The following is a 24406-nucleotide window of genomic DNA, read 5'->3' as shown; positions in this document are numbered from 1 at the left end:
TTTTCGCGCACGACAAGCAGTCAACAACAAGCGCGATGTTCCGGTGCGTGCCGTGCCCGCGACGCGGGCGGTTGCGCATCGAAGCGGTGGGGCGGCAGCATGTGCCATGCCGTCGCCCCGCATTCATCGATTACTTTTTTGTCGGTAATTTATAGGATGACTAAGCGAATTGCAGTTGTGACAGGTGGAATGGGCGGCCTCGGCGAAGCGGTCAGCATCAGGTTGAACGACGCGGGCCACCGGGTTGTCGTCACGTATTCGCCGAACAACACCGGCGCGGACCGCTGGCTGACCGAGATGCACGCGGCCGGCCGCGAGTTCCATGCGTACCCGGTGGACGTGGCCGATCACGATTCGTGCCAGCAATGCATCGAGAAGATCGTGCGGGACGTCGGCCCGGTCGACATTCTCGTGAACAACGCGGGCATCACGCGCGACATGACGTTGCGCAAGCTCGACAAGGTCAACTGGGATGCCGTGATCCGCACGAACCTCGATTCCGTGTTCAACATGACGAAGCCCGTTTGCGAAAGCATGGTCGAGCGCGGCTGGGGCCGGATCGTCAACATCTCGTCGGTGAACGGCTCGAAGGGGTCGGTCGGCCAGACCAACTACGCGGCCGCGAAGGCCGGCATGCACGGCTTCACGAAATCGCTCGCGCTCGAGATCGCGCGCAAGGGCGTGACGGTGAACACGGTGTCGCCGGGCTACCTCGCGACGAAGATGGTGACGGCGATCCCGCAGGACATCCTCGACACGAAGATCCTCCCGCAGATTCCGGCGGGCAGGCTCGGCAAGCCCGAGGAAGTCGCGGCGCTGGTCGCTTACCTGTGCTCGGAGGAGGCCGGCTTCGTGACGGGCTCCAACATCGCGATCAACGGCGGCCAGCACATGCACTGACGCGTGGCGGCCCGGACGGCGTTCGCGCGCGTGTCGGGCCGCGTTCCGCTGTATCCAGTGCCGGAGCGGCGGCAGGCGCGCCGCTTCGGCCTCGCATTCCGGAGAAGGCATGGGTGACACCTGGATGGGACTCGCGATCGGCGGCTCGGCACTGGCCGTCGCGCTGGCGATGGCGATCGCGCTCTACTGGCTCGAGCGGCGCCGCGCGCGGCGGCTGCGGAACTTCGATCATCGCGATTGCTGGCTTGTCGCGTACGGCAAGTGCATCGCGCGCGGGCCGGCGAGGCCGGCACGCCGCATGCGCGGTGCGCGGTGACGGCAGCGATATCGCGGCGTCACGGTTGATGAACGGTCAGGCCTCGCGCGCATGCAGTCGGTGATGCGCGCGAGGCGCGTGCTCAATCGCTCTTTTCGCTCTTTCCGCCCGAGTCGTTCTTGTGGAAGACCCGTTTCGTCGTGCGCTTGGTGGCATCCCAGCCTTCGCGCGACGCGTGTGCGACCCCGTGCCCGACCGTCTTCGCGGCGCTCGCGGTCGCGTGGCCGAAGCTGCGTGCAGCCTCGCCGGTCTTGTGCGCGGCTTCCTTCGAATCGCGCTTGATGTCCTGCTTCACTTCCGACATGTCCGCGTGCGCGATCGGGCTGATCAGCGCCAGAACGAGCGTGGTGCCAATGAACTGACGAATTTTCACGACCTGGTTCCCTTGAGTAAGCCTCTTCAACGAGGATTCGTATTGCCGGCAGGCGCCGGGCGAAACGTGCCGGCCGACGCTGCGTCGAGCATCACCGCGGCGCGGCCGGACAGCAGCACGCGCTCGCCGCAGCGCAGCGCGAAGCCGTACAGCACCGAGCGGCCGTCGCCGCTCACGCGTTCCGCTTCGACGGTGAGCGGCAGGTCGAACGTGTCGAGCCGATCGACGAACGCGTCGACATTGCGCACGCTCGCGAGATAGCCGACGCGCGGGCAATCTTCGTGCGCGCCGAGCAGCGCGCCGTGCACGGCCATCGCCTGCGCCGCGTATTCGATGCCGCAGACCGACGCGAGCCGGCCGTGCGAGCGCAGCGGGTTGTGCGGGTCGCGGTGGCTCGTCGCGGTGCAACTGATGCGTGCGGCATCCCACGCATCGACCGTATCGAGCACGCACATCGCGCCGCCGTGCGGAATATGCGCGGCGATCCATGCGTGCTCGAGCGGCGGCGCAAGCGTCATCTTCATCGAGCATGCTCCGCGGCGACATCGGCCATCGCGACGTCGACCTGCACGCGCGTATCGGCCAGGTAGTCGAGCACGACGCGGGTCGAACGCCGCGCGGCGAGCGCGTCGAGCAGCGGCAGCACGCGCGCGGCCGGATTGCCGGAGCGCAGTGCGTCGAGATCGGCATTCGCGAGTGTGGTGGCGGGCGCGTCGGTGAGCTGCACGTCGATGCGGGCAAGCGCGCGCGCGCTCGCTTCGGGTGCGAGCACGAGCGCGACGCCGAATGCGTCGCCGATCGGCCGCACCGTGCGCAGCGGTTCCGGATAGTCGGTGTCGTACGCGATCAGCAGGCTCGGCACGCGATCGACCACGACCTGGCACAGGCTCTCGAGCAGGCCCGCAGCAAAGCTGCCGTCGTGCGCGCACAGCACGTTCGACGTCGCCATCGCGCGGGCCGCGATGCCCCAGTAACCGGCCGGTGCGTTGTGCACGGAGTTGTGGAAGCGCGTCGGCGATAGCTGGCGATCGTCGCCGGCAAGGGTTTCGCAGATCGCGTGGCAGTTCTGGCCGTCGCCGCCGGACGCGCTGAACACGGTCGCGAGCGTGGCCGCGTCGCGTCCGCTTGCAGCCACTGCTTCGTGGCCGACCGCGAGCGCGACGCGCACGACCGGGCCCGTGCGGCGCCGCTCGGCTGACGGCAGGCCGGCCGGCGGCGGCAGCTCGGTGCGTGCGGGCGCATAGGGTGCGCGGCCGGCAAGTACGTCGGCCGCGTGCGGCCAGTCGTTCAATCCCGGCCCGACGAGGCCGATGCTTTCGATGAAGGCGGTGAGCGTCATGGCGGGCCTCAGTGGCGTGCGTGGTCGGCGCGGCCGAGGATCAGGCTGCAATTCGTGCCGCCGAAGCCGAACGAATTGGAGAGGACGGCGCGCACGCGCGCGTCGCGGCTCGCGAGCACGTAGTCGGTGGCGAGGGCCGGGTCGGGTTGCGTCGTGTTGACGCCGGCCGGCACGAATTGCTCGCGCAGCGCGAGTGCGGCGACGACCGCTTCGAGCGCACCCGCCGCGCCGAGCGTGTGACCGGTCGCGCCCTTCGTCGAGCTGCACGGCGTGCTGGCGAGCAGCGCACCGACCGCGCGGCTTTCGGCCGCGTCGTTGCTCGGCGTCGCGGTGCCGTGCAGGTTCACGTAGTCGATATCGTTCACGCCGAGGCCGGCGAACGCGAGCGCCTGCTCGATCGCGACGCGCGCGCCGAGCCCTTCCGGATGCGGCGACGACATGTGATGCGCGTCGCTCGATTCGCCGATGCCGAGCAGCAGGATCGCGTTGCCGTCGAGCGCGGCGGGCGGGTCGGGCACGCGTTCGACGAGCGCGAACGCGGCGGCCTCGCCGATCGAGATGCCGTCGCGCGCGACATCGAACGGCCGGCATGGCTGGCGCGACAGCAGTTCGAGCGAATTGAAGCCGTACAGCGTCGTCAGGCACAGCGAATCGACACCGCTGACGACGGCCGCGTCGATCAACCCTGCCTCGATCATGCGTCGCGCGGAGCCGAACACCTTCGCGCCGGACGAACACGCAGACGAGATCGCCATTGCCGGCCCGCGCAGCGCGAAATACGCGCGCACGAACGCGGCCGGCGAATACGGGTTGTGCGTGTGCGCATAGCGGAAGTCGGCGGGCAGCGCGCCGCTCGCCGGATCGCGGCGCTGGTACGCGCGTTCGGTCTCGAGGATGCCGGCCGTGCTGGTGCCGACGAATACGCCGACGCGCGCCGCGCCGTAGCGCGCCACCGCCGCCGCGACGTGTGCGTCGAAGCCGTCCTGCGCGAGGCCGAGCTGCGCGAGGCGGTTGTTGCGGCATTCGAAGTCGGCGAGGTCCGCGCGCACGGGTTGCGCATCGACGCCGTCCACCGCGCCGATCCACGTGTCGAGATCCGCGCGCTCGAAGTCGCACGGCACGAGCCCGCCGCGGGCGTGGCGCAGCGCATCGAGGGTCGCATCGAGGCCGCGGCCGATGCAGCTGGTGGCGGTGAAGTGCGAGAGCAGGAGTGGTTTCACGAGGGTCGCATCCGGTGGCCGGAACGGGCGCCGCAGCAGGGCTGGCAGGCGCGCCGTTCGCAGTCAGATTTTATCAAACGGGGGTGCCGAACCGCCCGGCCCGCCGGGCGGTTCGGGCGCGAGCGCCGCGCGCAACGTGGTCCAGTGCAACTGCGCGTCGGCGGCCGCGCGCAGCATGGCCCGCAACACGTCGAGCACGACCGGTTCGCCGCGCGCGTCGCGCGCCGCGTGGCCGTCGTGCACGAGCAGGATGTCACGCGGTTCGAGGCCGTGCAGCAGGCGGCGCGTGACGGTCGCGGCATCGTGTGTGTGCGTGTCGAAGCCGCGCCGTGTCCAGCTCGCGAGCTGCAGGCCGAGTTCGCATAGCACCGGTTCGAGAAACGGATTGCGCAGGCCGGCAGGCGCGCGGAAAAACAGCGGGCGCGTGCCGGCGATCTCGGTCAGCGTCCGCTGCGCAGCCGCGATTTCGCGGCGCAGCGCGGCGGGCCCCGACAACGAGAACGTGTGCCGGTGCCGCTGGCTGTGGTTCTCGACCGCGTGACCGTGCGCGACGATCGCTTCGATCCACTGCGGATGACGGCGCGCAAGATCGCCGATGCAGAAGAACGTCGCACGCGCGTCGTAGCGCGCGAGCAGGTCGAGCACGCGTGGGGTGACGTCCGGGTCCGGGCCGTCGTCGATCGTCAGTGCGATCCGGCGGCCGGCGCCGGCCGGCAGGCGTGTCCAGTTCGGGCCGAGCAGCGTGCTGCGCGGCCACAGGCCGGCGGCGGTCAGCGCGAGATGCGAGGCGACCACGCCGCCGACCGCCCACGGCCACGCGGCCGGCTGCGCGACGACAGCGGCAGCCGCGCCCGCGTGCAGCGCGGCCGTGCCGGCGATCAGCGGCGTCGGTTTCCAGCGGCGCGCATCGCCGGCCTGGCGCGGTGGGTTGGACGACGGCGCGTTCATGCGGGGCTTCCTTGACGACGCTCATCCGCCGCGGCGCGCGGCGCGAGAATCGCCGCGAACGCGAGCGCGAGCATCGCGCCGGGGCCGACGGTCAGCCCGAAGGTTTCGAGCAGCGGCACGCGCGACAGCGCCAGCAGCCCGAAGCCGGCGACCGTCGCGAGGTTCGCGATCAGCAGCGACACGAGCGTGGTCGGCGTGACGGACTGCGCGTCGTCGCGCTTGCAGAAGAACAGCGCATAGTTCGAGCCGACCGCGACGATCAGCAGCATCCCGACGAGGTGCAGGATCGTCAGTTGCACGCCGGCGAGCGCGAAGCCGGCCGCCACGACCAGCACGGCCGCGACGAGCGGCGCGAGCGCGTGCACGACGCGGCGCGGCGAGCGCAGTGCAATCAGCAGCAGCACGGCGATCGCGGCAAAACCCGCGAGCGACAGCCGGATGTCCTCGCGCACGTAGCTCACGTACAGGCGGTCGGCTTCGGCCTTCATGTCGACGAACAGCGCATCGGGCACGCCCGCGCGCGCGACGGCCGCGCGAACGGGTGTCGCGTCGAGCCCCGGCGCCGGCTGCGCGGTGCGCGCGGCGTCCGGCGCGCGCAGCGGCAGCATCGCGCTCCAGCGGCCCGCGCGTTCGGTCAGCAGCGCATCGACGGCGAGCGCCATCGACGTGCCGCGCAAGTCCGCGCGCGCCAGCAGCGGCGCGTGGCGCGCGGCCTCGACGTCGGCGATGAACGGCGCGAACAGGTCGGGCTTCACCGCGATCGGCTGGTTCGCGACGGCGTCGCGCATCCGTGCGGCAAGTACGTCCGCATCCGGCAGGCTCGCCTGGCGCGCGCGCTGCGCGGCGTCGCTCGGCAGGTAGCGCACGGGGCTTTCGAAACCCGCGAGCGCGCCGCGGTCGACGAGCGGTTGCAACTGCGCGGCGACCTTTTCCGCGCGTTCGAGCGCGGCCTGTTCGGTCGGCGCGGCAATCACGACGAGGTAGCGCACGTCGGGCGCGCCGACATCGGCGCGCAGCCGCGCGTCGAGCGCCTGCGCGTGTGCCGGCACGGGGCTGAGCGCGGCGAGCTCGCGGCTCCACAGGCCGTCGCGATGCAGCACGAGCGTCGCGCCCGCGGCGACCACGAGCACGGCGAGCGGCCAGCGCAGCCGCGGCGCGGCGTCGGCCGCGCGCGCGAGCACGGCGCCGACGCGCGACACGTCGCGGATCGCGACATGTTCGCCGCGCAGGTGCGGCAGCACGAAGCGCGTGACGAGCGCGGCGGCCGTCAGCCCGACGATCGAATACAGCCCGAGCTGCACCAGGCCCGGGAATCCGGAGAACAGCATCGACGCGAAACCGCACACGGACGTCAGCACGCCGAGCCGGATCGTCGGCCAGTACGCGGCGAGCCATGCGCGCGTCGCGTCGGCCGGGCGCACCGCGCCGCGCGTGCCGGCCTGCGCCGATTGCACGAACAGGTAGATCGAATAGTCGACGGCTTCGCCGATCAGCGTCGTGCCGAAGCCGAGCGTCAGCCCGTGGACCGTGCCGAACGCGACGCTGACCGCCGCGATTCCCGCAGCGACACCCGTCAGCACCGGCAGCAACCCGAGCGCGAGCGTGCGCGGCGAGCGATATAGCGTCAGCAGCAGCGCGACGATCAGCACGACGCTCGCCGTCGACAGCCGTTCGACGTCATGCCGGATCGTGTCGCGCATGTCGACCGAGAACACGCCGGGGCCGGTCATCGCGAGCGTGGTTGCGGTCGCGTTTGGCACGGCCTGCTTCGCGGCGGCGAACGCGCGCCGCACCGTGTCGATCGCGCGTGCCTGCGCATCGGTATCGGAGCCGGCGGCGGTCGTCTGCACGACGAGTACTGCACGCGTACCGTCGCGCGACGCCCACACGCCGTCGCGGCTTGCCGGTTGCGCCGCGCTGTCGAACTGGTCGACGAGCGCGGCGACTTCGCCGGTCGGGTCGCGCGGCAGCATCGCCTTGGCCACGAGGCCGGCCGACGAGCTCAGCAGGTCGAGGCTGTCGCCGAGCGCCTGGTGCAGGCCGTCGGCGCTGAAGCGCTGCGGCGTGATCGCCGGGCTCAGCAGGTAGCGGTGATCGAAGATGAATTGCCGGTCGCGCGCGTCGTTCGCGGCTTCGCCGTTGTGAACCGCCGCGAACTGCGGGTCGGCGCGCAGCGCGCCGGCGACGCGCCGCGACAGCGTGGCGCGCGTGGTCGCATCGCCGCCGTCGATCGCGACGAGGATCAGCCGCGACACGATGCCGTCGCGCAACTGGTCGACGAGCACGCGCTGCCCGGCGCTTGGCGAACTCGGCAGGAATGCGGACAGGTCGGCCGTGAAGTGCGCGCGCCCGATCGCGACGCCGCACGCGACGAGCGCGAGCAGCCACACGATCACCGCGCGCTGCCGCAATGCGTGCAGGCGGCGGGCGACGGGCGAGGGCCGGATCCGTTCGTCCATCAGTTCGGGTTCGCCGGAACGGGTTGCAGGCGCATCACCGAATGATCGCCGTCGGCCTGCCGGATCGCGACGCTGCGCAGCACGTCGCGCGTGCCGTCGAGCGTGATCGTGCTGACGACCTTCAGCATCCGCGAGTCGAGCGGCGTGAGCGTCAGCGTCCAGTCGTCGCCGCGCCCGGCGAGCGCGACCTTGTAGACCTGTTCGAGCGCGAAGCGATTGCCGGCGAGCGTCGCGCGGATGCTGTCGATGAACGCGCCGAGTTCCGGATAGCGCGCGAGTGCGAGCGTGTACTTGCGGTTGTTGCGCTCGACGGTGAGCATGTCGCCGTCGACGACGAGGTGTTCGGGCTTCGGGCTCAGCGTGTGCTTCTCGAGATGGTCGGGCGCGACGAACACGAGTTCGCCGGACGATTCGACCGGCTGCGTGGCGATCGACAGGTACTTGGTCTCGGTGAACGTCGCGCGTCCCGACTTGTGCTGTGCGAGCGTCGACATCAGCCGGTCGAGGTTCCAGGCCGAACCCGTGTCGGCCGCCTGCGCGGGCACGGCCAGCGCGATCGCGGCGGCGGTGGCGGCGAGCATGCGGACGGCACGACGCAGCGCGAGCGGGAACGCGGGCAGGGGCAGGCAGCGGCGAACGGTGGTCATGCGTCGGAATCCCTCGTGGCGGGCAGGTCGGCACCGGCGTGCGCAGCGTCGCGGCGCGCGGCCGAGGCCGCGGCATCGCCGCCTTGCCAGAAATCGAAATAGTTGAACCAGTTGTACGGTGCCGCGCGGCAGTACTGGTCGAGTAGCGCGACGTAGCGCGCGAGTGCCGCGTCGACGGCCGCCGCGCGCGCGTCGCGCCGCACGTCGGAGAAGTCGGCGAGCGTCTCGAAGTGCACATCGTAGCGGTTGCCGTCGCGATAGAGGCCCGTCATGAAGATCACCGGGCGCCGCAGCATCGCGGCCATGTAAAGCGGCCCGAGCGGGAACGCGGCCGGCGTACCGAGCAGCGGCAGCCGCCGCAGCGACGCGGCCGCGTCGTCGAGCAGCGTGCGGTCGGCGAGCATGCCGATCATGCAGTTCGCGTCGAGGCGCTCGCGCACCTTCAGCATCGAGTCGACCTGCCCGAGCGGAATCACTTCCGGCATCGCGGCGGGATTCACCGCGGCGAGCGTCGCGTTGATCTTGCGCGCGTTCTTCTCGTACATCGTGACGACGACGCGCAGGTCCGGGTGCGTGCGGCCGATCGCGCGCACGACCTCGAAGCTGCCGAGGTGCGCGCCCATCAGGAACGCGCCGCGTCCGCCGGCGAGCGCATCGTCGACGAGCGTTTCACCGTGCAGCCGGATGTCGAACAGGTCGAAGCGCCCGTTCATCAGGTAGATGCGGTCGTGGATCGTCGCCGCGAACGTGAACACGTGCCGGTACACGTCGCGCCAGCGTGCGGGGCGGCCGAGCACGCGGCGCAGGTAGTCGCGCGACGCCGCGCACGCGACCGGCGAGAACAGCACGAAATACGTCGCGATCAGGTGCAGCACGACGCGTGCGCGCTGCCGGCCGAAGTGCAGCGAGATCCACGTCATCACGCGCAGCAAGCCCGCGTTGCTGCGCTCCTGGCGTTCGGCCCACGCGGTGCGCTTCATGGCTGCGCGCCATCCTGCGCGGCCGGTGGCGCGGACAGCACGCCGGTCGCGACATCGCGCGACCCGGCGCGCAGCGTGAAGCGGATCGCGCCGCTGGCCGCGGCGTCGAGCGCGAGTTCGAGCGGTTCGCCGGGCGCGACCGGGCTCAGGAATTTCGCGGAACCGAGCCGCCACGCGTGCAGCGGGCGGTTCAGCGCCGTGCCGATCGCGTGGATCGCGTGATCGAGCAGCACGACGCCCGGCACGACCGGATGGCCGGGGAAGTGGCCGGGCAGCGCCGGATGGTCGGCGGGAATCGTGAACGCGAGCGCGGGCGTGCCGGCCGTGTCGCGCACGGGCGGCGCTGCCGTGGCGCGCGCGTGTTGTGCAACGAGCGCGGCAAGCACGTCGCGCGGCAGCTTGCCCGTTTCGTTGCGCGGCAGCGCGTCGACGAACACGAGCGGGCGCGGCATGAACGCGGGATCGATCCGCTCGCGCAGCGCGCGCTGCAGATCGGCGGCCGCGAGCGTCGGCGCGACGACGAGCGCGACGAGGCGCGTGACCGGTTCGAGCGCCGTGTCGGCATGCGCCGGCGCGGCTTCGTCGGGCATGAAGAACACGCCGTCGACCACATCCGGAATCGCATTGAGCTGATGGTTCAGGTACGCGAGCGACGTACGTTTGCCGGCGATGTTGACGAGGTCCGCCTTGCGGCCGTGCAGCAGGAACCGGCCGTCGCCGAGCAGTTCGAGCGCGTCGCCCATCGGCACGGGTGCCTCGACGTGTCCGCCCGTCACCCACACGGTCGGCGCGCCATCGTCGCTTGCCGGTTCGTCGCGCGCGTCGAGCCGGATGCCCGGGAACAGCTGCCACGTCGCGCCCTGCGACGTGCGGCGGGTCGCGATCTGGCCGGTCTCGGTGCTGCCGTAGATCTCGACGAGCGGTGCGTCGAGCGCGGCCTCGGCTTCGCCCGCGAGCTTTTCCGACAGCGGTGCGGTGGCCGACAGCACGAGCGCCGCGCGCGGCAGCGCATGGCCGGCCGACAGCAGCGCGCGCAGGTGGATCGGCGACGTGACGAGCACGCGCGGCTGCGGGATCGCGTCGAGTTCGTCGCGAATGTCGACCGGGTAGAACGGCTGGCGGTTGCTGAACGCGAGGCCGCCGATCAGTGCGAGCAGCACCGTCGACTCGAAGCCGTACATGTGCTGCGCGGGCACCGTGCCGATCAGCGTGGCCGCGCGGCCGTCGAGCAGCCCGAGGCGGTCGGCCGCCGCGCGCACGCAGCCGACCAGGAAGCCCCAGGTCTTGCGGTGCGGCACCGGCGCGCCGGTCGAGCCGGACGTGAACACGTAGGCCATGATCCGCGCGGCATCGATCTGCGGCACGGCGAACGGCGCATCGTCCGCGCGGTCGCCGGGTGCGGCATCGGGATACGCGAAGCGCGGCAGGTCGATCGCGCAGTCGGGCGCGTCGTGCAGGCAGAACGCGTCGGGCGCGAACGACGCGAGCTGGCGCACCATTTCCGGTGTGTGCGTCGACGGCAGCAGGCTGATCCTGCCGGCGACGAGTGCCGCGCACAGGCTGACCGCGAAGCGGTAGCGGTCGCGGCACACGTTGAACACGTGAGCGCCGGCGGGCAGCGCGGCGGCCACGCGCGCGACGTCGGCGACGAACGCGCGCACGGTGACGGGCGCGCCGTCGCGCCAGGCGATCGTCTGGTCCGGCGAGGAATGGAATACCAGCGGGTGAGTCGGCATAAATCGGTAAAAACGACAGGGGCGAAGGCCGGCGCGGCCGCGTTGCGGCGCCGCGCCGGCCGTGAATTCATCGTGAGGCCTGCGACGCGTGCGTTGTCGCGCGATACGCGCGCACCGCGTCGACCATCCGCGACCGCGACTCGTGCGGCAGCGCGAAGCGCCGGCACGCATGCTCGGCGGCGAACATCACGGCGACGAGCGGCAGCGACAGGTAGTTCGCGAACGTCGACCACGTGACGATCGGCGCGGTCGCGAACAGCAGCGTCGACACGGCGGCGATCGCGACGAAGAACAGCGCCCACGCGAGCGTGATCTGCCGCGTATAGCGCGCGACGGCCGGCGTGAGCGCGCCGTGGATCATCGTCGCGAAGCGCGTGCACAGCGGCACCTTGCCTGCCGCGAGCGTGCGGCCGAACAGCAGCGCCATCGCGATGTTGAAGCTCGCGTGTTCCAGATACAGGCCCCATTCGAAATGCCGGGCGAGCGGCGCGCGCACGGCCCACAGCGCGGCGGCGACCAGCAGCCACGCCGGCACGAACGCTGCGCGCCGCGGCGAGCGCAGCGCCGCGCCGAGCGCGAGCAGCAGCGGCGGCACGAGCGCCATCGCGAGGCCGAAGCCGTGCGCGCCGGGCGTCGCGACCGCGTAGTGCGCGCCGGCCTGGTAGGCCGCCACGGCGCCGACCGCAGCGACGCCGCGCGCGACCGGCAGCAGCCGGCTCATCGACGGCCTCCGTGCGTGCGGCGCGGGCGCCCGTCACCGGTGGCCGCCGAGCGGCAGCGGGCGGGCGGGCGAACCGGAACGGAGCGGAAGGACGGGCGCGGCATGACTGGAGACATCGGGCGGATCGTGGCCGGACGCGGTGGTCGGGCCGTCAAACATCATATGAATGGCGGCCGGGACGCGTGTCCGGGCCGGTGGTCGGGCACGCCCATTTTAGGGCCCCGGCACCGCGTGTTCGGGGCGGGCGCGAGTGGGTTTTGTAACCGATTGTATGGCACCGGACGAAGGGTTTCGCGGGGTCGGTCCATTTCCATCCAAAGCGGCTCAAGCGTCTCGTGCATTCGCGTGCCGAAACGGGCCGCGGCGCCGGCTCGCCAGTCTGTAACCATTCGCGGTATACGGGCCGATACCCATCGTCTAGAATCCGCGTAACTTTTACCAACGATCCCCAAATAACGCAGGCGGGGAAGCCGGCAGACGCCGGAGGGACGGAGATCTGCACGCCGCCGCGCGTGCACGACAGTTGCCGTTTCCGGGCGCCTCCTGCTGCCGTGGGCCGCCTGCTCGCACGCATGATGAACGCACTGGAACAAGAGCTCGCCACGCTGATCATCGGCGAATTGAATCTCGAAGACGTCCCGCTCGAAACAGTGACGGCCGAGACCCCGCTGTATGGCGAAGGGTTCGGGCTCGACTCCATCGACATTCTGGAAATCGCGCTGCTGATCTCGAAGAAATACGGCTTCGAGCTGCGCTCGGACAATCCGGATAACCAGAAAATCTTTGCGACGCTCGGCGCACTGGCTGCCTACGTCGCCGCGCATCGCACGAAGTGACGGCGTCGCGCCAGGTCGCGGCGCGCAGGTGATGACGGCACGCGGCGGCGATCGGCAGACGATTCGCTGCCGCGTCGATCAAGGGGGAACGCGATGAACGGAGCAATTCGATGCGGGCGCTCGTGACGGGCGGCAGCGGCGCACTCGGGCAGGCGATCTGCGCGGCGCTCGCGCAGGCCGGCCATGAAGTGTGGGTGCATGCGAACCGCCATCTCGCGCAGGCGGAGGCAGTCGCGCAGCAGATCGTCGCGGCCGGCGGCACCGCGCGCGCGATCGCGTTCGACGTGACCGACGCCGACGCGACGCTCGCCGCGCTGGCGCCGCTCGCCGACGACGTGCCGGTGCAGATCCTCGTGAACAACGCGGGCATCCACGACGACGCGCCGATGGCCGGCATGTCGCGCCGGCAGTGGCACAGCGTGATCGACGTGACGCTCAACGGTTTTTTCAACGTCACGCAGCCGCTGCTGTTGCCGATGATCCGCACGCGGCGCGGACGGATCGTCAACATCGCGTCGGTGGCCGGCGTGACCGGCAATCGCGGGCAGGTCAACTACGCGGCCGCGAAGGCGGGGCTGATCGGCGCGACGAAGTCGCTGTCGCTGGAGCTCGCGTCGCGCGGCATCACCGTGAACGCGGTCGCGCCCGGCATTATCGAATCGCCGATGGCCGAACAGGCGTTTCCCGCCGAACGTATCAAGCAGCTCGTGCCCGCGCAGCGCGCGGGCCGGCCCGACGAAGTCGCGGCGATGGTCGCGTATCTGGTGTCCGACGCCGCGGCCTATGTGACGGGGCAGGTGTTGTCCGTCAACGGCGGGCTCGCATGACGCAGCGCGCCGCGTCGGCCTAACGTAACGCAACGCGGCGTAGTGCCGCGATGCCGCGCGGCCTGCGCCGCATAGTGAGGAAATCGAAGTGTCCGTGCATCCAGTCGACGCCGAACGGCGCCCGTGTTCCCTGTCGTCCGCCACCGCGCCGGTTGTGCGCGGACAGACGGCAGGCGGGCCGGCCGCATCGCGATCGGGCGCGCCGCTCGCGAACGGCGGCGACCGCGCACTGCGGCTCGTCCAGATGAACCAGGCGCGACTCGTCGCGTTGCTGCACGATGCGCGCATTCGTGGCGAAGGATTCGATCACGCGTTTCCTGGCGCGTTGGGCGCGGTGTGTATCGGCGCGGCCGGGTGGCAGGACGAATCGCGGGTTGCATCGCAGGCCGGTGCGGCGGCACGGATGCTGGCCGATGCCGCGCCCGACCTGCCGGTCGCACCGGTACAGATGGCGCTGCTCGGTGCCGGTGCCGCACCGGGCGATGCCGTCTGCGAAATCTGGCAATGCAATGCGCGCGACCTGCGCAGCGAACGGCGCGGCGCGCTGCACTATCGCTATAGCGAAACGGCGGGCCTCGTGTTCGGCAGCATCGTCGTGCACGAGACGCATGATGCGCAGCGCGACGGCGGCACGCCGCTCGAACGCGCGACGCGCGATGCATACCGCGCGCTGTTCGACGTGCTCGATACGCTCGGCATGCCGCATCCGCTGCGCATCTGGAATACCGTGCCGGCGATTAATGCGGTGCAGTTCGGGATCGAACGCTATCGTCAGTTCAATATCGGCCGTCAACACGCATTCGATGCGTGCCGCCGCGCGCTGACGGATGGCGTGCCGGCCGCTTGTGCGCTCGGCTCGGTCGTGCCGGTCGCGGGCGATGCGTCGCCGGCCGCGCCGCTCGCGATCCATTTCCTCGCGAGCCGCACGCCGGCCGATCCGGTCGAGAACCCGCGCCAGGTCAGCGCGTATCACTATCCGGCGCAGTACGGCCCGCGTGCGCCGACGTTCGCGCGCGCAGCCGCGTGGGCGGATGGCGACGCCGCACCGGTGCTGTTCGTGTCGGGCACCGCGAGCATCGTCGGGCACCGCACCGTGCATCACGGCGATGTCGTCGCGCAAACGCGCGAGACGGTCGCGAACCTCGCGGCCGTGCTCGGGCAGGCCGCGCGGCAGGGGCATGGCCCGTTCTCGCTCGCCGACCTGAGCTATCGCGTCTACGTGCGCGACGCCGGTGATGCCGCGGCGCTTGCCGCGATCGAGCGCGTGCTGCGCGAGGCGGCCGGCCCCGGCGTGCGGCCGCTCGTCGTCCATGCGGACGTGTGCCGCGACGACCTGCTGGTCGAGATCGAGGCCAGTGGCGGGCATGCGGTGGAGTGGCTGTCATGAAGCGCGAGAGCCTCACGATCCGGCAATCGGCGCCGCACGCGGGCAGCGTCGACGAAGCCTGCCGCCAGTCGTCGGCAAGTCATAAACTTTTGTCAGGATCCCTGTCTTCGCAATCGGCCGTTTCCATGTCCAAGCTGCACGCGTCGTCCACCCATCTGGTACTGATCCCGAGCTACAACCCGGGCGCCAAGGTCGACACGACCGTGCGCAATGCCCGCGCGCAGTGGAATCCGGTGTGGGTCGTCGACGACGGCAGCACCGACGGCAGCGCCGAACGGCTGCAGGCGATGGCCGAGCGCGATCCCGGGTTGCGCGTGATCGTGCTGCCGGAGAACCGCGGCAAGGGCGCCGCGGTGCTCGCGGGGCTCGACGCGGCTGCCGCGAGCGGCTTCACGCACGTGCTGACGATGGATTCCGACGGCCAGCATCCGGCCGACCTGATTCCCGCCTTCATGGCCGCATCGCAGGCCGCGCCCGATGCGATGGTGCTGGGCGTGCCGAAGTTCGACGCGAGCGCGCCGCAGTTGCGCGTGCAGGGGCGCCGGCTGTCGAACGCGTGGGCCGACCTCGAGACGCTGTGGGCCGGGATCGGCGATTCGCTGTACGGTTTTCGCGTGTATCCGGTCGCGCCGCTCGCCGCGATCATGCGCCGCCAGCCGTGGATGCGGGGCTTCGACTTCGATCCCGAGGCAGCCGTGCGGCTGTGCTGGGCCGGCGTGCGCCCGATCCGCATCGACGCGCCGGTGCGCTATTTCGGCCGGCACGAGGGCGGCGTCTCGCATTTCCACTACGGCCGCGACAACGCGCTGCTCGCCTGGATGCACTTGCGGCTCTTCATCGGCTTCGCCGTGCGGCTGCCGGTGCTGGTCGCGCGGCGGCTGACGCGACGCCGTGGCCAGACGGCCTGAGCGGTGCGCCCGTTTTCCGTCCCGTTCATCGCCCGGTCGCGGCGATTGTCTCTGTTTTTGTCGTCAATCCCGTTCCGGATCGCCGTTTCATTTCATTGTTCTGAGTAATAAAGGTGTCATGGGATGTAAACATCTGGTAATTTTCTGCCGGATTATGCAAAATCCCCGCTCCCAAATACAACTATCGAGGGATCCGGGATGCAACTCAAGAAAGCGGTGGCAGCGTGTGGCGTGGCGTTCCTGTTGAGCGCATGCGGCGGGGTACAGAGTCTCGACGCGAACAGCCTGACGTCGGCGGGGACGAACCTGTTCAAGGCAGCGACGCTGTCGGATACAGACATCGCCGCGTTGTCGAACGACTCGTGCAAGTCCAGCGACGCCGAATCGAAGATCGCGCCGGCGAACAGCGCGTATTCGAAGCGCCTGACGAAGGTGATGAAGGGCTTCGGCGACATGACGCTGAACGGCCAGAAGGTCAACTACAAGGTGTACGTGACCAAGGACGTCAACGCGTGGGCGATGGGCAACGGCTGCGTGCGCGTGTACAGCGGCCTGATGGACATGATGAACGACGACGAGCTGCGCGGCGTGATCGGCCATGAAATGGGCCACGTCGCACTGGGTCACTCGAAGAAGGCGATGCAGACGGCGTACGCGGTGAGCGCCGCGCGCAGCGCGGCTGGCGCGGCATCGCCGGGCGTGGCGGCGCTGTCGAGCTCGCAGCTCGGCGACATCACCGAGAAGTTCATCAACGCGCAGTTCTCGCAGACGCAGGAAAGCGCGGCGGACGACTACTCGTTCGACCTGATGAAGCAGAAGGGCATGAGCCAGAAGGGCCTCGTCACCGCATTCCAGAAGCTCGCGCAGCTCGATGGCGGCCAGAGCTCGATGATGAGCTCGCACCCGTCGTCGGCGAGCCGTGCGCAGCACATCCAGGATCGCATCGCGAAGGGCAGCTGATCGCAGGCCGCGGCGCCGGCCCCGGGCCGGCGCGCCGGATGCAGAAAGAAAAACCCCACGCTCGTCGGAGCGTGGGGTTTTGTTTTTGCAGCGCGCCGCTTACGGCACCATTCCCGGCAGCACGTACGCCTGCACGAGCGTGATCAACCCGACGATCACCGCGAACAGCAGGCTGTGCCGCACCGTGAAGCGGAACAGCTCCGACTCCTTGCCGACGAGGCCCGTCGCCGCGCAGGCGACCGCGATCGACTGCGGCGAGATCATCTTCGCGGTCACGCCGCCCGTCGTGTTCGCGGCGACCACGAGCGTCTCGGGCACGCCGAGCTGATGGGCGGTGGCCTGCTGCAGCGAGCAGAAGAGCGCATTCGACGACGTGTCCGAGCCGGTCAGGAACACGCCGAGCCAGCCGAGGAACGGCGAGAAGAACGGGAACGCGGCGCCGGTCGCGGCCAGCATCAGCGCGAGCGTCGACGACATCCCCGAGTAGTTCGCGACGAACGCGAACGCGAGCACGAGGCCGATCGACAGGATCGGGCGCGTCAGTTCCTTCAGCGTCTCGCCGAACGTGACGAGCGCGTCGTGCGGCTTCATCCGCAACAACGCCATCGAGATCAGCGCGGTCACGAGGATCGCGCTGCCCACCGCCGATACGAGATCGATCTTCAGCACGGCTTCGAGCGCCTTCGGCGTCGCGGCGATCGGTGCGGTCTTCACGACGAGCTGGTCGAGCCCCGCCACATGGAACTTCAGCACGGTCGACGCGAGCGCGCCGTGCGCGGCGAACAGCGCCTTGAACGGCGCGATGCTCCACACGGTGACGACGGCCGTCAGGATCAGGAACGGCGACCACGCGCGAACGGTCTGCGCGAGCGTGTACGGCGATGCCTGCCGGCTCGCACCGAAGCCGTTGCCGCTACCGCCCGCGCCGAAACCGGCCAGCGCCGCGCCGCCGCCGGACGTGACGATGCCGTCGGCCGGCTGCTGCGCGGTGCGCGGCTGCCAGACCTTCAGGAACGCGGCGAGCGCGACGAGGCTGACGAGCGACGACGTGATGTCCGGCAGCTCGGGCCCGATGTGGTTCGACGTGAAGTACTGCGTGACCGCGAAGCTGCCGCCCGCGACGAGCGCGGCCGGCCATGTCTGCCGCACGCCGCGCAGCCCGTCCATCATGAACACCAGCCAGAACGGCACCGCGAGCGACAGCAGCGGCAGCTGGCGGCCGGCCATCGCGCCGATGTGGAACGGGTCGATGCCCGTCACCTGCCCGGCGACGATGATCGGGATGCCCATCGCGCCGAACGCGACCGGCGCGGTGTTCGCGATCAGGCACAGCCCGGCCGCGTGCAGCGGGCGAAAGCCGAGGCCGACGAGCAGCGCGGCGGTGATCGCGACGGGCGCGCCGAAGCCGGCCGCGCCTTCGAGGAATGCGCCGAACGAGAAGCCGATCAGCAGCATCTGCAGGCGCTGGTCGTCGGTGATCGACAGCACGGACGCGCGAATGACGTCGAACTGGCCGGTCTTCACGACGATCTTGTACAGGAACACCGCCGCGACGATGATCCACGCGATCGGCCACAGGCCGTACGCGAAGCCGAAGCCGGCCGCCGCGAGCGCCTGCGGCACGGGCATCCCGTACGCGAGGATCGCGACGCCGAGCGACAGCAGCAACGTGACCGCGGCGGCGACGTGGCCCTTCATCCGCAGCGCGGCCAGCGCGATGAAAAAGAAGATGATCGGGATCGCGGCGACGAACGCCGACAACCCGAGGCTGCCGAGCGGGGTGTAGATCTGGTGCCAAACCTGCATGGGTGTCTCCTCCAACTATATCTGTCTAATGGGATGGGTAGAAAAGCGGGGGCTATTCGGGCTGGCCGCGTGCGCGCAGCAGGTCGGACAGGCTGCGCGGCGCCGGTTCGAGCGGCGTGCGGTGCTGCGTCCAGCCCATCTGTTTCGCGGGCGTCAGCGCGCGCAGGCGCGTCGCGGTCCAGCGGAACGCGCGGTATGCGCGCGGATGCGCGAACGCGCCCGACCAGAAGCGCCACACGAGGTCTTCCGCGCGGCTGTAGTTCGCGCCCTGGCCGCGCAGCGGATGCGCGACGGGTGCGTCGGGCTTGCGGTTCGCCTCGGTGCGCAGCCGCACGAGCAATTGCGGGATCGGAATCCGCACCGGGCAGACTTCGCCGCATGCGCCGCACAGCGTCGACGCGGTCGGCAGGTCGGCCGTCGCGTCGAGGCCGAGCAGGTGCGGCGAGATGATCTTGCCGATCGGCCCCGGGTAGGTCGTCCCGTATGCGTGGCCGCCGATGCGCGTATAGACGGGGCAGTGGTTCATGCACGCGCCGCAGCGGATGCACTGCAGCGTCGCGCGCAGTTGCTCGTCCGCGTAGGCCTGTGTGCGGCCGTTGTCGAGCAGCACGAGATGCAGCTCGCGCGGGCCGTCGCGTTCGCCGTCGCGACGCGGGCCCGAGATCAGGTTGAAGTAGGTCGTGATTGCCTGCCCGGTGGCCGAGCGCGTGAGCAGGCTCGACAGCGGCACGATGTGCTCGAGCTTTTCGACGACCTTCTCGATGCCCATGATCGCGACGTGCGTGTCGGGCACCGTCGTCGACAGGCGGCCGTTGCCTTCGTTCTCGACGAGCCACAGCGTGCCGGTGTCGGCCGCTGCGAAGTTCACGCCGGACAGGCCGATGTCCGCATCGGCGAACGCGCGGCGCAGCGCGCGCCGGCCGGTCTGGATCAGTTCGTCGACGTCTTCCGTGTAGCGCGTGCCGGGGATGTGCGCCTCGAACAGTTCGGCGATGTCGCCGCGCGTCTTGTGGATCGCCGGCATCACGATATGCGACGGCTTCTCGCCCGCGAGCTGCACGATGAACTCGCCCATGTCGGACTCGATGCAGTCGACCCCGTGATCCGCGAGGTAATGGTTCAACTCGATTTCCTCGCTTGCCATCGACTTGCCCTTGATCACGCGGCGCGCCTTCTTCGCCTGCGCGATGCCGAGCACGATCGCGTTCGCGTCGGCGGCTGTTTCGGCCCAGTGCACGTGCACGCCGGCTTCGGCGAGCTTCGCCTCCAGCCGTTCGAGCAGCGCGGGCAATTGCGCGAGCGCGTGCTGCCGCACGGCTTCGCCGAGATCGCGCAACTGCTGCAGCTCGGTGTCGTCGGGGAACTGGGTCGCGCGCTTGTCCTGCAGGAAGTCCATCGCGCCGCGAAAGCTGCGGCGCAGCGCGGGATCGTCGAGCGCGGCGCGCGCGCGGGCCTTGAAGTCGCCGGGGGCGACGAATTGCAGCGGCTGGTTGGTCATCGCGGCATTTCCTGGCGGGTGGTCGAGGCGGACGGGTTGGACGTGGCCAGTGCGTCGGCCGGACCGGTGACGATCACGACCCACAGGCGGCGCGGGCCGTGTGCGCCATAGGCGAGCGTCTGCTGGATGTCGGACGTCTTCGACGGGCCCGACACCAGCACGAGGTTTGTCGGCATGCCGGCATGCCAGCGCTCCGCGTGTACGGCCGCGTGCAGGTCCGCATGCAGCGTGCTCGCGTGGACGAGCGCGACATGCAGCGGCGGCACCAGCGACACCGTGCGCGGCGTGCCGGGATCGGGCGCGAGCACGACGGTGCCGGTGGCTGCGATGCCCGAGCGCGCGACGGTGAAGCCTGCGTCGATCGTGTCGAACAGTTCGGCCTTCCACACGTCGATCGGCCGGTCGAACGGCACGGGCGCGACCGCGTCGGGCAGCGCGCGGGCGAGGGCCGCGGATTCGGCGCGGGCCGGGTCGAGCAGCAGGCGGCGCACGCCGGCGTCGGCGAGGCGCGCGGCAAGCTGCGCGGGCCATGCGTCGGCGGTCGCGCACCAGACGTCCGCGTGCGATGCGGCGAGCGCGGCCTGCATCGCCTGGGCGAGCGCGTGCGGATCGCGCGCGGTCGATGCGCGTCGCGCGTCGTAATGCGTGTCGATGCGCGCGTCGAGCGCGGGGGCGGCCGTCGCGGCGACGCCCGGGGCGGTTGCGCGCAGGCGCGCGAGAATCGCGGCGCGCGCGCTCATCGCTTGTCTCCGCGCAACGAGGCGGCGCCGGCCGTGCGACGCCACAGGAAGCTCGCGAGATGCTCGACCGGCAACGGCGCGCCGGCCTTGGTCGCAGCGTGGCCGATGTTCAGCAGGCAGCCGCAGTCCGCGGACACGAGCCGGTCGCAGCCGGTCGCGCAGGCCGACGCGACCTTGTCGCGCACCATCGCGCCGGAGATGTCGGGATGTTTCAGCGAGAACGTGCCGCCGAAGCCGCAGCATTCGGATTCGCGTTCGTGTTCGATGCGCGTCACGCCCGGCAGCGCGTCGACGAGTGCGACGCCGTGCCCGCGCGTGCCCATCTCGCGGCGCGCCGCGCACGACGTGTGCAGCACGACGCACTCGTCGGGCCGGCCGTTTACCGTGGCCGCGTCGAGTTGCAGGTCGAGCACATGGACCAGGAATTCGGCGAGTTCGTAGGTTCGCTCCGCGATCGCGCGGGCTTTCGGGCCGTGGACGGGATCGTCGGCGAACAGCGCAGGCCAATGGTGCCGGATCATGCCCGCGCACGAGCCGGACGGCACGATCACGGGCCACGGTTCGGCGAACAGGTCGAGCTGCGCGGCCGCGACGCGGCGCGCTTCGTCGGGATTGCCGCTGCTGTAGGCCGGCTGCCCGCAGCAGCTCTGGCCGCGCGGATAGTGGACGGTCAGGCCTTCGCGTTCCAGCAGGCGGACCGCGTCGAGCCCCGCTTCGGGGACGAACAGGTCGACCAGGCAGGTCGCGAACAGATAGACGTGCGTGGCGGCGGCGGGGTACTGCCTTTCGTTCATGTCTCGCTCCAGAGGCGACGGCCCGGCATGCGGGACGACGATTTCGCTGCATAATTCCCGCGACGGCGCCGCAGCTCAAATTGGTTGGGCCAATCGGCGCGACGGGCATTCCAGAGGGAGACGCGACGATGGCAGCGATGACGGCACGGGGCCGGACCGAAGTGGTGATGCGCAAGATCGAGACGGCGCTGCTCGACGGCACCTGGCCGGCCGGCGCGCGCCTGCCGGCCGAGCGCGTGCTCGCGCAGCAGTACGGTGTCGCGCGCAATACGGTGCGCGAGGCGACCCAGCGGCTCGTCGCGCGCGGGTTGCTGCAGAGCCGGCGCGGCGCGGGCGTGTACGTGACCGACCAGTTGCGCGCGGGCATCGCGTCGCCGTGGGGCCAACTGGTGGCCGATCATCCGGCGTTGCGCGACGACATCCTCGAATTCCGCCGCGTGCTCGAAGGCGCGACCGCGTACTTCGCCGCGCTGCGGGCCGACGCGAACGACCGGCGTCGGATCCGCGCGCTGCTGCGCGAACTCGAAACCGCGCACGCGAACGACGACCGGGTCGTGGAGGCCGCGACCGATGCGAAGCTGCACGAGGCGATCGCACGCGCGTCGCGCAACACGATGTTCCTGCACCTGCATACGAGCGTGATCGGGATGCTGCGCGAGCACATCTCGATCAATGTCGCCGGCATGAGCGAGCAGGACGAGCAGGCGGACCAGTTGCTGCTGCAACACCGCGTCGTCTGCGACGCGATCTGCGCGAACCGGCCCGAAGAGGCGCGCACCGCGATGCAGACGCATATCGACTACGTGCGCAGCCATTTCGAGCGCAGCGGCGACATGGCGTGAGATTGGTCGGACCGCTTCTGTGCGTGGTCCGTCCGGTGGGCGAATCAGGTGCGGCGGGACATCGGCGCCCGGCAGGCGGCCGTACGCCGGCGGCCCGCGTCACGCACCGCCGCCGCGTGACACCGACCGCACTGCTCGCGCGATTGACCGGTTCATCGGGCGCCCACTAGAATCGGCCGGAACCGCTCGCCAGCCGCGCGCCGCGGCAAATGCGGACCCTTTGTTCCGCCAGTCGAGGAAGCTTCCGTGCTCACGTCTTTCATCTGGCTCCGGCGCGCGCCGGCCGTGCTGTCGTGGCGCGCCGCGTGCCGCCCGGCCCGTGCGCTGGCCGTCTGCGCGCTGCTGTCGCTCGTCGCCGCGTGCGCAACGCATCCGCCTGCCACCACGCTCGATCGCCCGATCTCCCACGCGTTGCCGCCCGATACCGCGACGCCGCTGCGCGACGCGCTCGCCGTGCCCGAGGCCGCGCATCCGGGCCAGTCGGGCTTCCGGCTGCTGGCCGACGGCGCCGAGGCGCTGCAGATGCGCATTGCGCTCGCGCGCGCCACGACGAAAACACTCGACATGCAGTACTACATCGCGACCGAGGACACGACGGGCAAGCTGCTGCTTGCCGCGGCGCTCTACGCAGCCGATCGCGGCGTGCGCGTGCGGATGCTGGTTGACGACCTGAACTTCCGCGACATCGATCGCATCATGGCTGCGCTGAACACGCACCCGAACATCGAGATCCGCGTGTTCAACCCGTTCGGCGCATCGCAGCAGGGCATGGTCGAGCGCACGACCGACTTCTTCACGCGCATCGACAGCTTCACGCGCCGGATGCACAACAAGGCGATGATCGCGGACAATCAGATCGCGATCGTCGGCGGCCGCAATCTCGGCGACGAATACTTCAGCGCGAGTCCGACCCTGCAGTTCCGCGATCTCGACGTGCTCGCCGCGGGCCCCGTGACGAACGACATCTCGGCGAGCTTCGACACCTACTGGTCGAGCGCGAGCAGCTATCCGCTGCGCGTGCTGAATCAACAGACGTTCGATCCGAAGGAGCTCGACGCGATGCGCGACGAGCTGCGCGGCCACTGGCGCAAGAACGCCGACCCGTACAACGCGAAGCCGCTGAACGCGACGCCGCTCGCGCAGCAGATCGCGCGCGACGAGCTCGCGCTCGTGTGGGCGCCGGCCGAGTTCAAGGTCGACGCGCCCGACAAGGTCGCGCAGCCGACCGACGCGTACGTGAGCCCGCCGATGCAGCGCCTCGTCGAGCTGACGCGCGGCGCGCAGCAGGAATTCCTCGCGTTCTCGCCGTACTTCGTGCCGCACGACGCGGGCGTGAAGATCCTCGGCGACACGACCGCGCGCGGCGTGCGTGTCGCGATCCTGACGAATTCGCTCGCCGCGACCGACGCGGTCGCCGTGCAGGCCGGCTACGGGCCGTACCGCGTGCCGCTGCTGCAGCACGGCGTGGAGCTGTACGAGTTCAAGGCGCAGCCCGGGCAGCAGCGCCCGCGCCTGTTCGGGTCGCGCTCGCGCGCGAGCCTGCACGCGAAGGCATACGTGATCGATCGGAAGATCCTCGTGATCGGCTCGATGAACCTCGATCCGCGTTCCGCGCACCTGAATACCGAACTGGCCCTCGTGATCCACAGCCCGGCGCTCGCGCAGCAGGCCGCGACGATCTTCGCGCGCGCGACGCAGCCGGACGAAAGCTATCGCGTGAGCCTCGCGACGCCGTCGAGCGGCGGCGCGCCCGAACTCGAGTGGACGGGCACGGACGACGGCCGGCCGACCACCTATCACGTCGATCCGCACGCGGGGCTGCTGCGCAACCTGATGACCGGCATCTTCATGCTGCTGCCGGTCGACGACCAGCTTTAGGGCCTGTTCCCGCTAATAACGGGCTTGCGAACGTGCCTTGCCGGCCGTCCCCCAAGGGGACTTCCTGCGGGGCGCATGCAAGGAGTGAGGAGCGCCGTTTGGCCGTGCCAAACAAGCGACGATCGACGCCGCAGTGTGGCCGGCACGGCACGTTCCCCTGTTTTGGAAAATTCGTTCGTGGGGCTGGCCACCAGAAGGGCCGATCGCCGCGTCATACTCCTCGCGAATACGTCAAGTATTCGCTTCGTCGCATTCCTTGCGCTCGGCCCTTCTGGTGGCCAGCGCAAGCCC

General features: G+C 70.4%; 23 protein-coding genes. 9 read left to right on the top strand and 14 right to left on the bottom strand.

The window, feature by feature from the left end; genetic code table 11:
* Positions 1-156: 156 nt before the first annotated feature.
* Positions 157-900, top strand: a complete 744-nt coding sequence (gene phbB, locus CUJ89_RS15390; protein WP_114178070.1) for an acetoacetyl-CoA reductase — start codon at positions 157-159, stop codon at positions 898-900.
* A gap of 109 nt (positions 901-1009) precedes the next feature.
* Entirely contained in the window at positions 1010-1216 is a 207-nt protein-coding gene (locus CUJ89_RS15385; RefSeq protein ID WP_114178069.1) for a hypothetical protein, read from the top strand.
* A gap of 82 nt (positions 1217-1298) precedes the next feature.
* On the opposite strand, the gene CUJ89_RS15380 is transcribed toward CUJ89_RS15385, so the two are convergent.
* From CUJ89_RS15380 to CUJ89_RS15335, 10 genes are all read right to left on the bottom strand, one after another.
* Positions 1299-1589: a hypothetical protein gene (locus CUJ89_RS15380; protein WP_201752249.1), complete on the bottom strand. Its 291-nt coding sequence runs from the start codon at positions 1587-1589 to the stop codon at positions 1299-1301.
* A gap of 26 nt (positions 1590-1615) precedes the next feature.
* Positions 1616-2107: a hotdog family protein gene (locus CUJ89_RS15375; RefSeq protein WP_114178633.1), complete on the bottom strand. Its 492-nt coding sequence runs from the start codon at positions 2105-2107 to the stop codon at positions 1616-1618.
* Between the two features lie 2 nt (positions 2108-2109).
* On the bottom strand, positions 2110-2928 hold the full coding sequence (locus CUJ89_RS15370) for a beta-ketoacyl synthase chain length factor (protein ID WP_114178067.1): 819 nt from the start codon (positions 2926-2928) through the stop codon (positions 2110-2112).
* An 8-nt stretch (positions 2929-2936) separates the two neighbouring features.
* A complete protein-coding gene (locus CUJ89_RS15365; protein WP_114178066.1) occupies positions 2937-4148 on the bottom strand; it encodes a beta-ketoacyl-[acyl-carrier-protein] synthase family protein in 1212 nt (403 codons plus the stop codon).
* 63 nt (positions 4149-4211) lie between these two features.
* Positions 4212-5096, bottom strand: a complete 885-nt coding sequence (locus CUJ89_RS15360) for a polysaccharide deacetylase family protein (protein ID WP_114178065.1) — start codon at positions 5094-5096, stop codon at positions 4212-4214.
* Complete coding sequence (locus CUJ89_RS15355; RefSeq protein ID WP_114178064.1) at positions 5093-7555, bottom strand: MMPL family transporter; 2463 nt, start codon at positions 7553-7555, stop codon at positions 5093-5095. Before CUJ89_RS15355 ends, CUJ89_RS15360 begins: the two co-directional genes overlap by 4 nt.
* On the bottom strand, positions 7555-8202 hold the full coding sequence (locus CUJ89_RS15350; RefSeq protein WP_114178063.1) for an outer membrane lipoprotein carrier protein LolA: 648 nt from the start codon (positions 8200-8202) through the stop codon (positions 7555-7557). Before CUJ89_RS15350 ends, CUJ89_RS15355 begins: the two co-directional genes overlap by 1 nt.
* On the bottom strand, positions 8199-9182 hold the full coding sequence (locus CUJ89_RS15345) for an acyl-CoA synthetase (protein ID WP_114178062.1): 984 nt from the start codon (positions 9180-9182) through the stop codon (positions 8199-8201). Before CUJ89_RS15345 ends, CUJ89_RS15350 begins: the two co-directional genes overlap by 4 nt.
* A complete protein-coding gene (locus CUJ89_RS15340) occupies positions 9179-10918 on the bottom strand; it encodes an AMP-binding protein (RefSeq protein WP_114178061.1) in 1740 nt (579 codons plus the stop codon). Before CUJ89_RS15340 ends, CUJ89_RS15345 begins: the two co-directional genes overlap by 4 nt.
* Before the next feature lie 67 nt (positions 10919-10985).
* Positions 10986-11639 carry a hypothetical protein gene (locus CUJ89_RS15335; protein ID WP_114178060.1) on the bottom strand — a complete coding sequence of 218 codons (654 nt, stop codon included), beginning with the start codon at positions 11637-11639 and terminating at the stop codon, positions 10986-10988.
* 551 nt (positions 11640-12190) lie between these two features.
* On the opposite strand from CUJ89_RS15335, the gene CUJ89_RS15325 reads away from it, so the two are divergent.
* The 5 genes from CUJ89_RS15325 (at position 12191) to CUJ89_RS15305 (ending at position 16557) form a co-directional block, all read left to right on the top strand.
* Entirely contained in the window at positions 12191-12475 is a 285-nt protein-coding gene (locus CUJ89_RS15325) for a phosphopantetheine-binding protein (protein ID WP_415859029.1), read from the top strand.
* A 110-nt stretch (positions 12476-12585) separates the two neighbouring features.
* A complete protein-coding gene (fabG, locus tag CUJ89_RS15320) occupies positions 12586-13302 on the top strand; it encodes a 3-oxoacyl-ACP reductase FabG (RefSeq protein ID WP_114178058.1) in 717 nt (238 codons plus the stop codon).
* A gap of 88 nt (positions 13303-13390) precedes the next feature.
* Positions 13391-14689: an endoribonuclease L-PSP gene (locus tag CUJ89_RS15315; RefSeq protein ID WP_114178057.1), complete on the top strand. Its 1299-nt coding sequence runs from the start codon at positions 13391-13393 to the stop codon at positions 14687-14689.
* Positions 14690-14814: 125 nt separating this feature from the next.
* A complete protein-coding gene (locus CUJ89_RS15310) occupies positions 14815-15597 on the top strand; it encodes a glycosyltransferase family 2 protein (protein ID WP_114178056.1) in 783 nt (260 codons plus the stop codon).
* Between the two features lie 198 nt (positions 15598-15795).
* On the top strand, positions 15796-16557 hold the full coding sequence (locus CUJ89_RS15305) for a M48 family metalloprotease (protein WP_114178055.1): 762 nt from the start codon (positions 15796-15798) through the stop codon (positions 16555-16557).
* Positions 16558-16656: 99 nt separating this feature from the next.
* Here CUJ89_RS15305 and CUJ89_RS15300 read toward each other — a convergent pair whose 3' ends face one another.
* Genes CUJ89_RS15300 through CUJ89_RS15285 form a run of 4 tightly spaced genes read right to left on the bottom strand, consistent with a single transcriptional unit; the run spans position 16657 to position 21395 of the window.
* Positions 16657-18363 carry a lactate permease LctP family transporter gene (locus tag CUJ89_RS15300; RefSeq protein WP_114178054.1) on the bottom strand — a complete coding sequence of 569 codons (1707 nt, stop codon included), beginning with the start codon at positions 18361-18363 and terminating at the stop codon, positions 16657-16659.
* A 52-nt stretch (positions 18364-18415) separates the two neighbouring features.
* A complete protein-coding gene (locus tag CUJ89_RS15295; RefSeq protein WP_114178053.1) occupies positions 18416-19861 on the bottom strand; it encodes a LutB/LldF family L-lactate oxidation iron-sulfur protein in 1446 nt (481 codons plus the stop codon).
* The gene (locus CUJ89_RS15290) at positions 19858-20601 is read right to left on the bottom strand and encodes a LutC/YkgG family protein (RefSeq protein ID WP_114178632.1); all 744 of its coding nucleotides are present in this window, start codon (positions 20599-20601) and stop codon (positions 19858-19860) included. The genes CUJ89_RS15295 and CUJ89_RS15290 overlap by 4 nt, the downstream gene beginning before the upstream one ends.
* Entirely contained in the window at positions 20598-21395 is a 798-nt protein-coding gene (locus CUJ89_RS15285; protein ID WP_114178052.1) for a (Fe-S)-binding protein, read from the bottom strand. The genes CUJ89_RS15290 and CUJ89_RS15285 overlap by 4 nt, the downstream gene beginning before the upstream one ends.
* A 128-nt stretch (positions 21396-21523) precedes the next feature.
* Here CUJ89_RS15285 and CUJ89_RS15280 point away from each other — a divergent pair, with 128 nt between their 5' ends.
* Entirely contained in the window at positions 21524-22237 is a 714-nt protein-coding gene (locus CUJ89_RS15280; protein WP_114178051.1) for a FadR/GntR family transcriptional regulator, read from the top strand.
* Positions 22238-22483: 246 nt separating this feature from the next.
* Positions 22484-24115 (top strand): phospholipase D family protein, encoded by a 1632-nt coding sequence (locus CUJ89_RS15275; protein WP_114178050.1) that lies wholly within the window; start codon positions 22484-22486, stop codon positions 24113-24115.
* Positions 24116-24406: the final 291 nt, after the last annotated feature.

The organism is Burkholderia pyrrocinia (genome assembly GCF_003330765.1).
GTDB lineage: Bacteria > Pseudomonadota > Gammaproteobacteria > Burkholderiales > Burkholderiaceae > Burkholderia > Burkholderia pyrrocinia_B.
The sequence above is the reverse complement of the archived record's forward strand: the minus strand, read 5'-3'. Positions and strand labels throughout refer to the sequence as shown.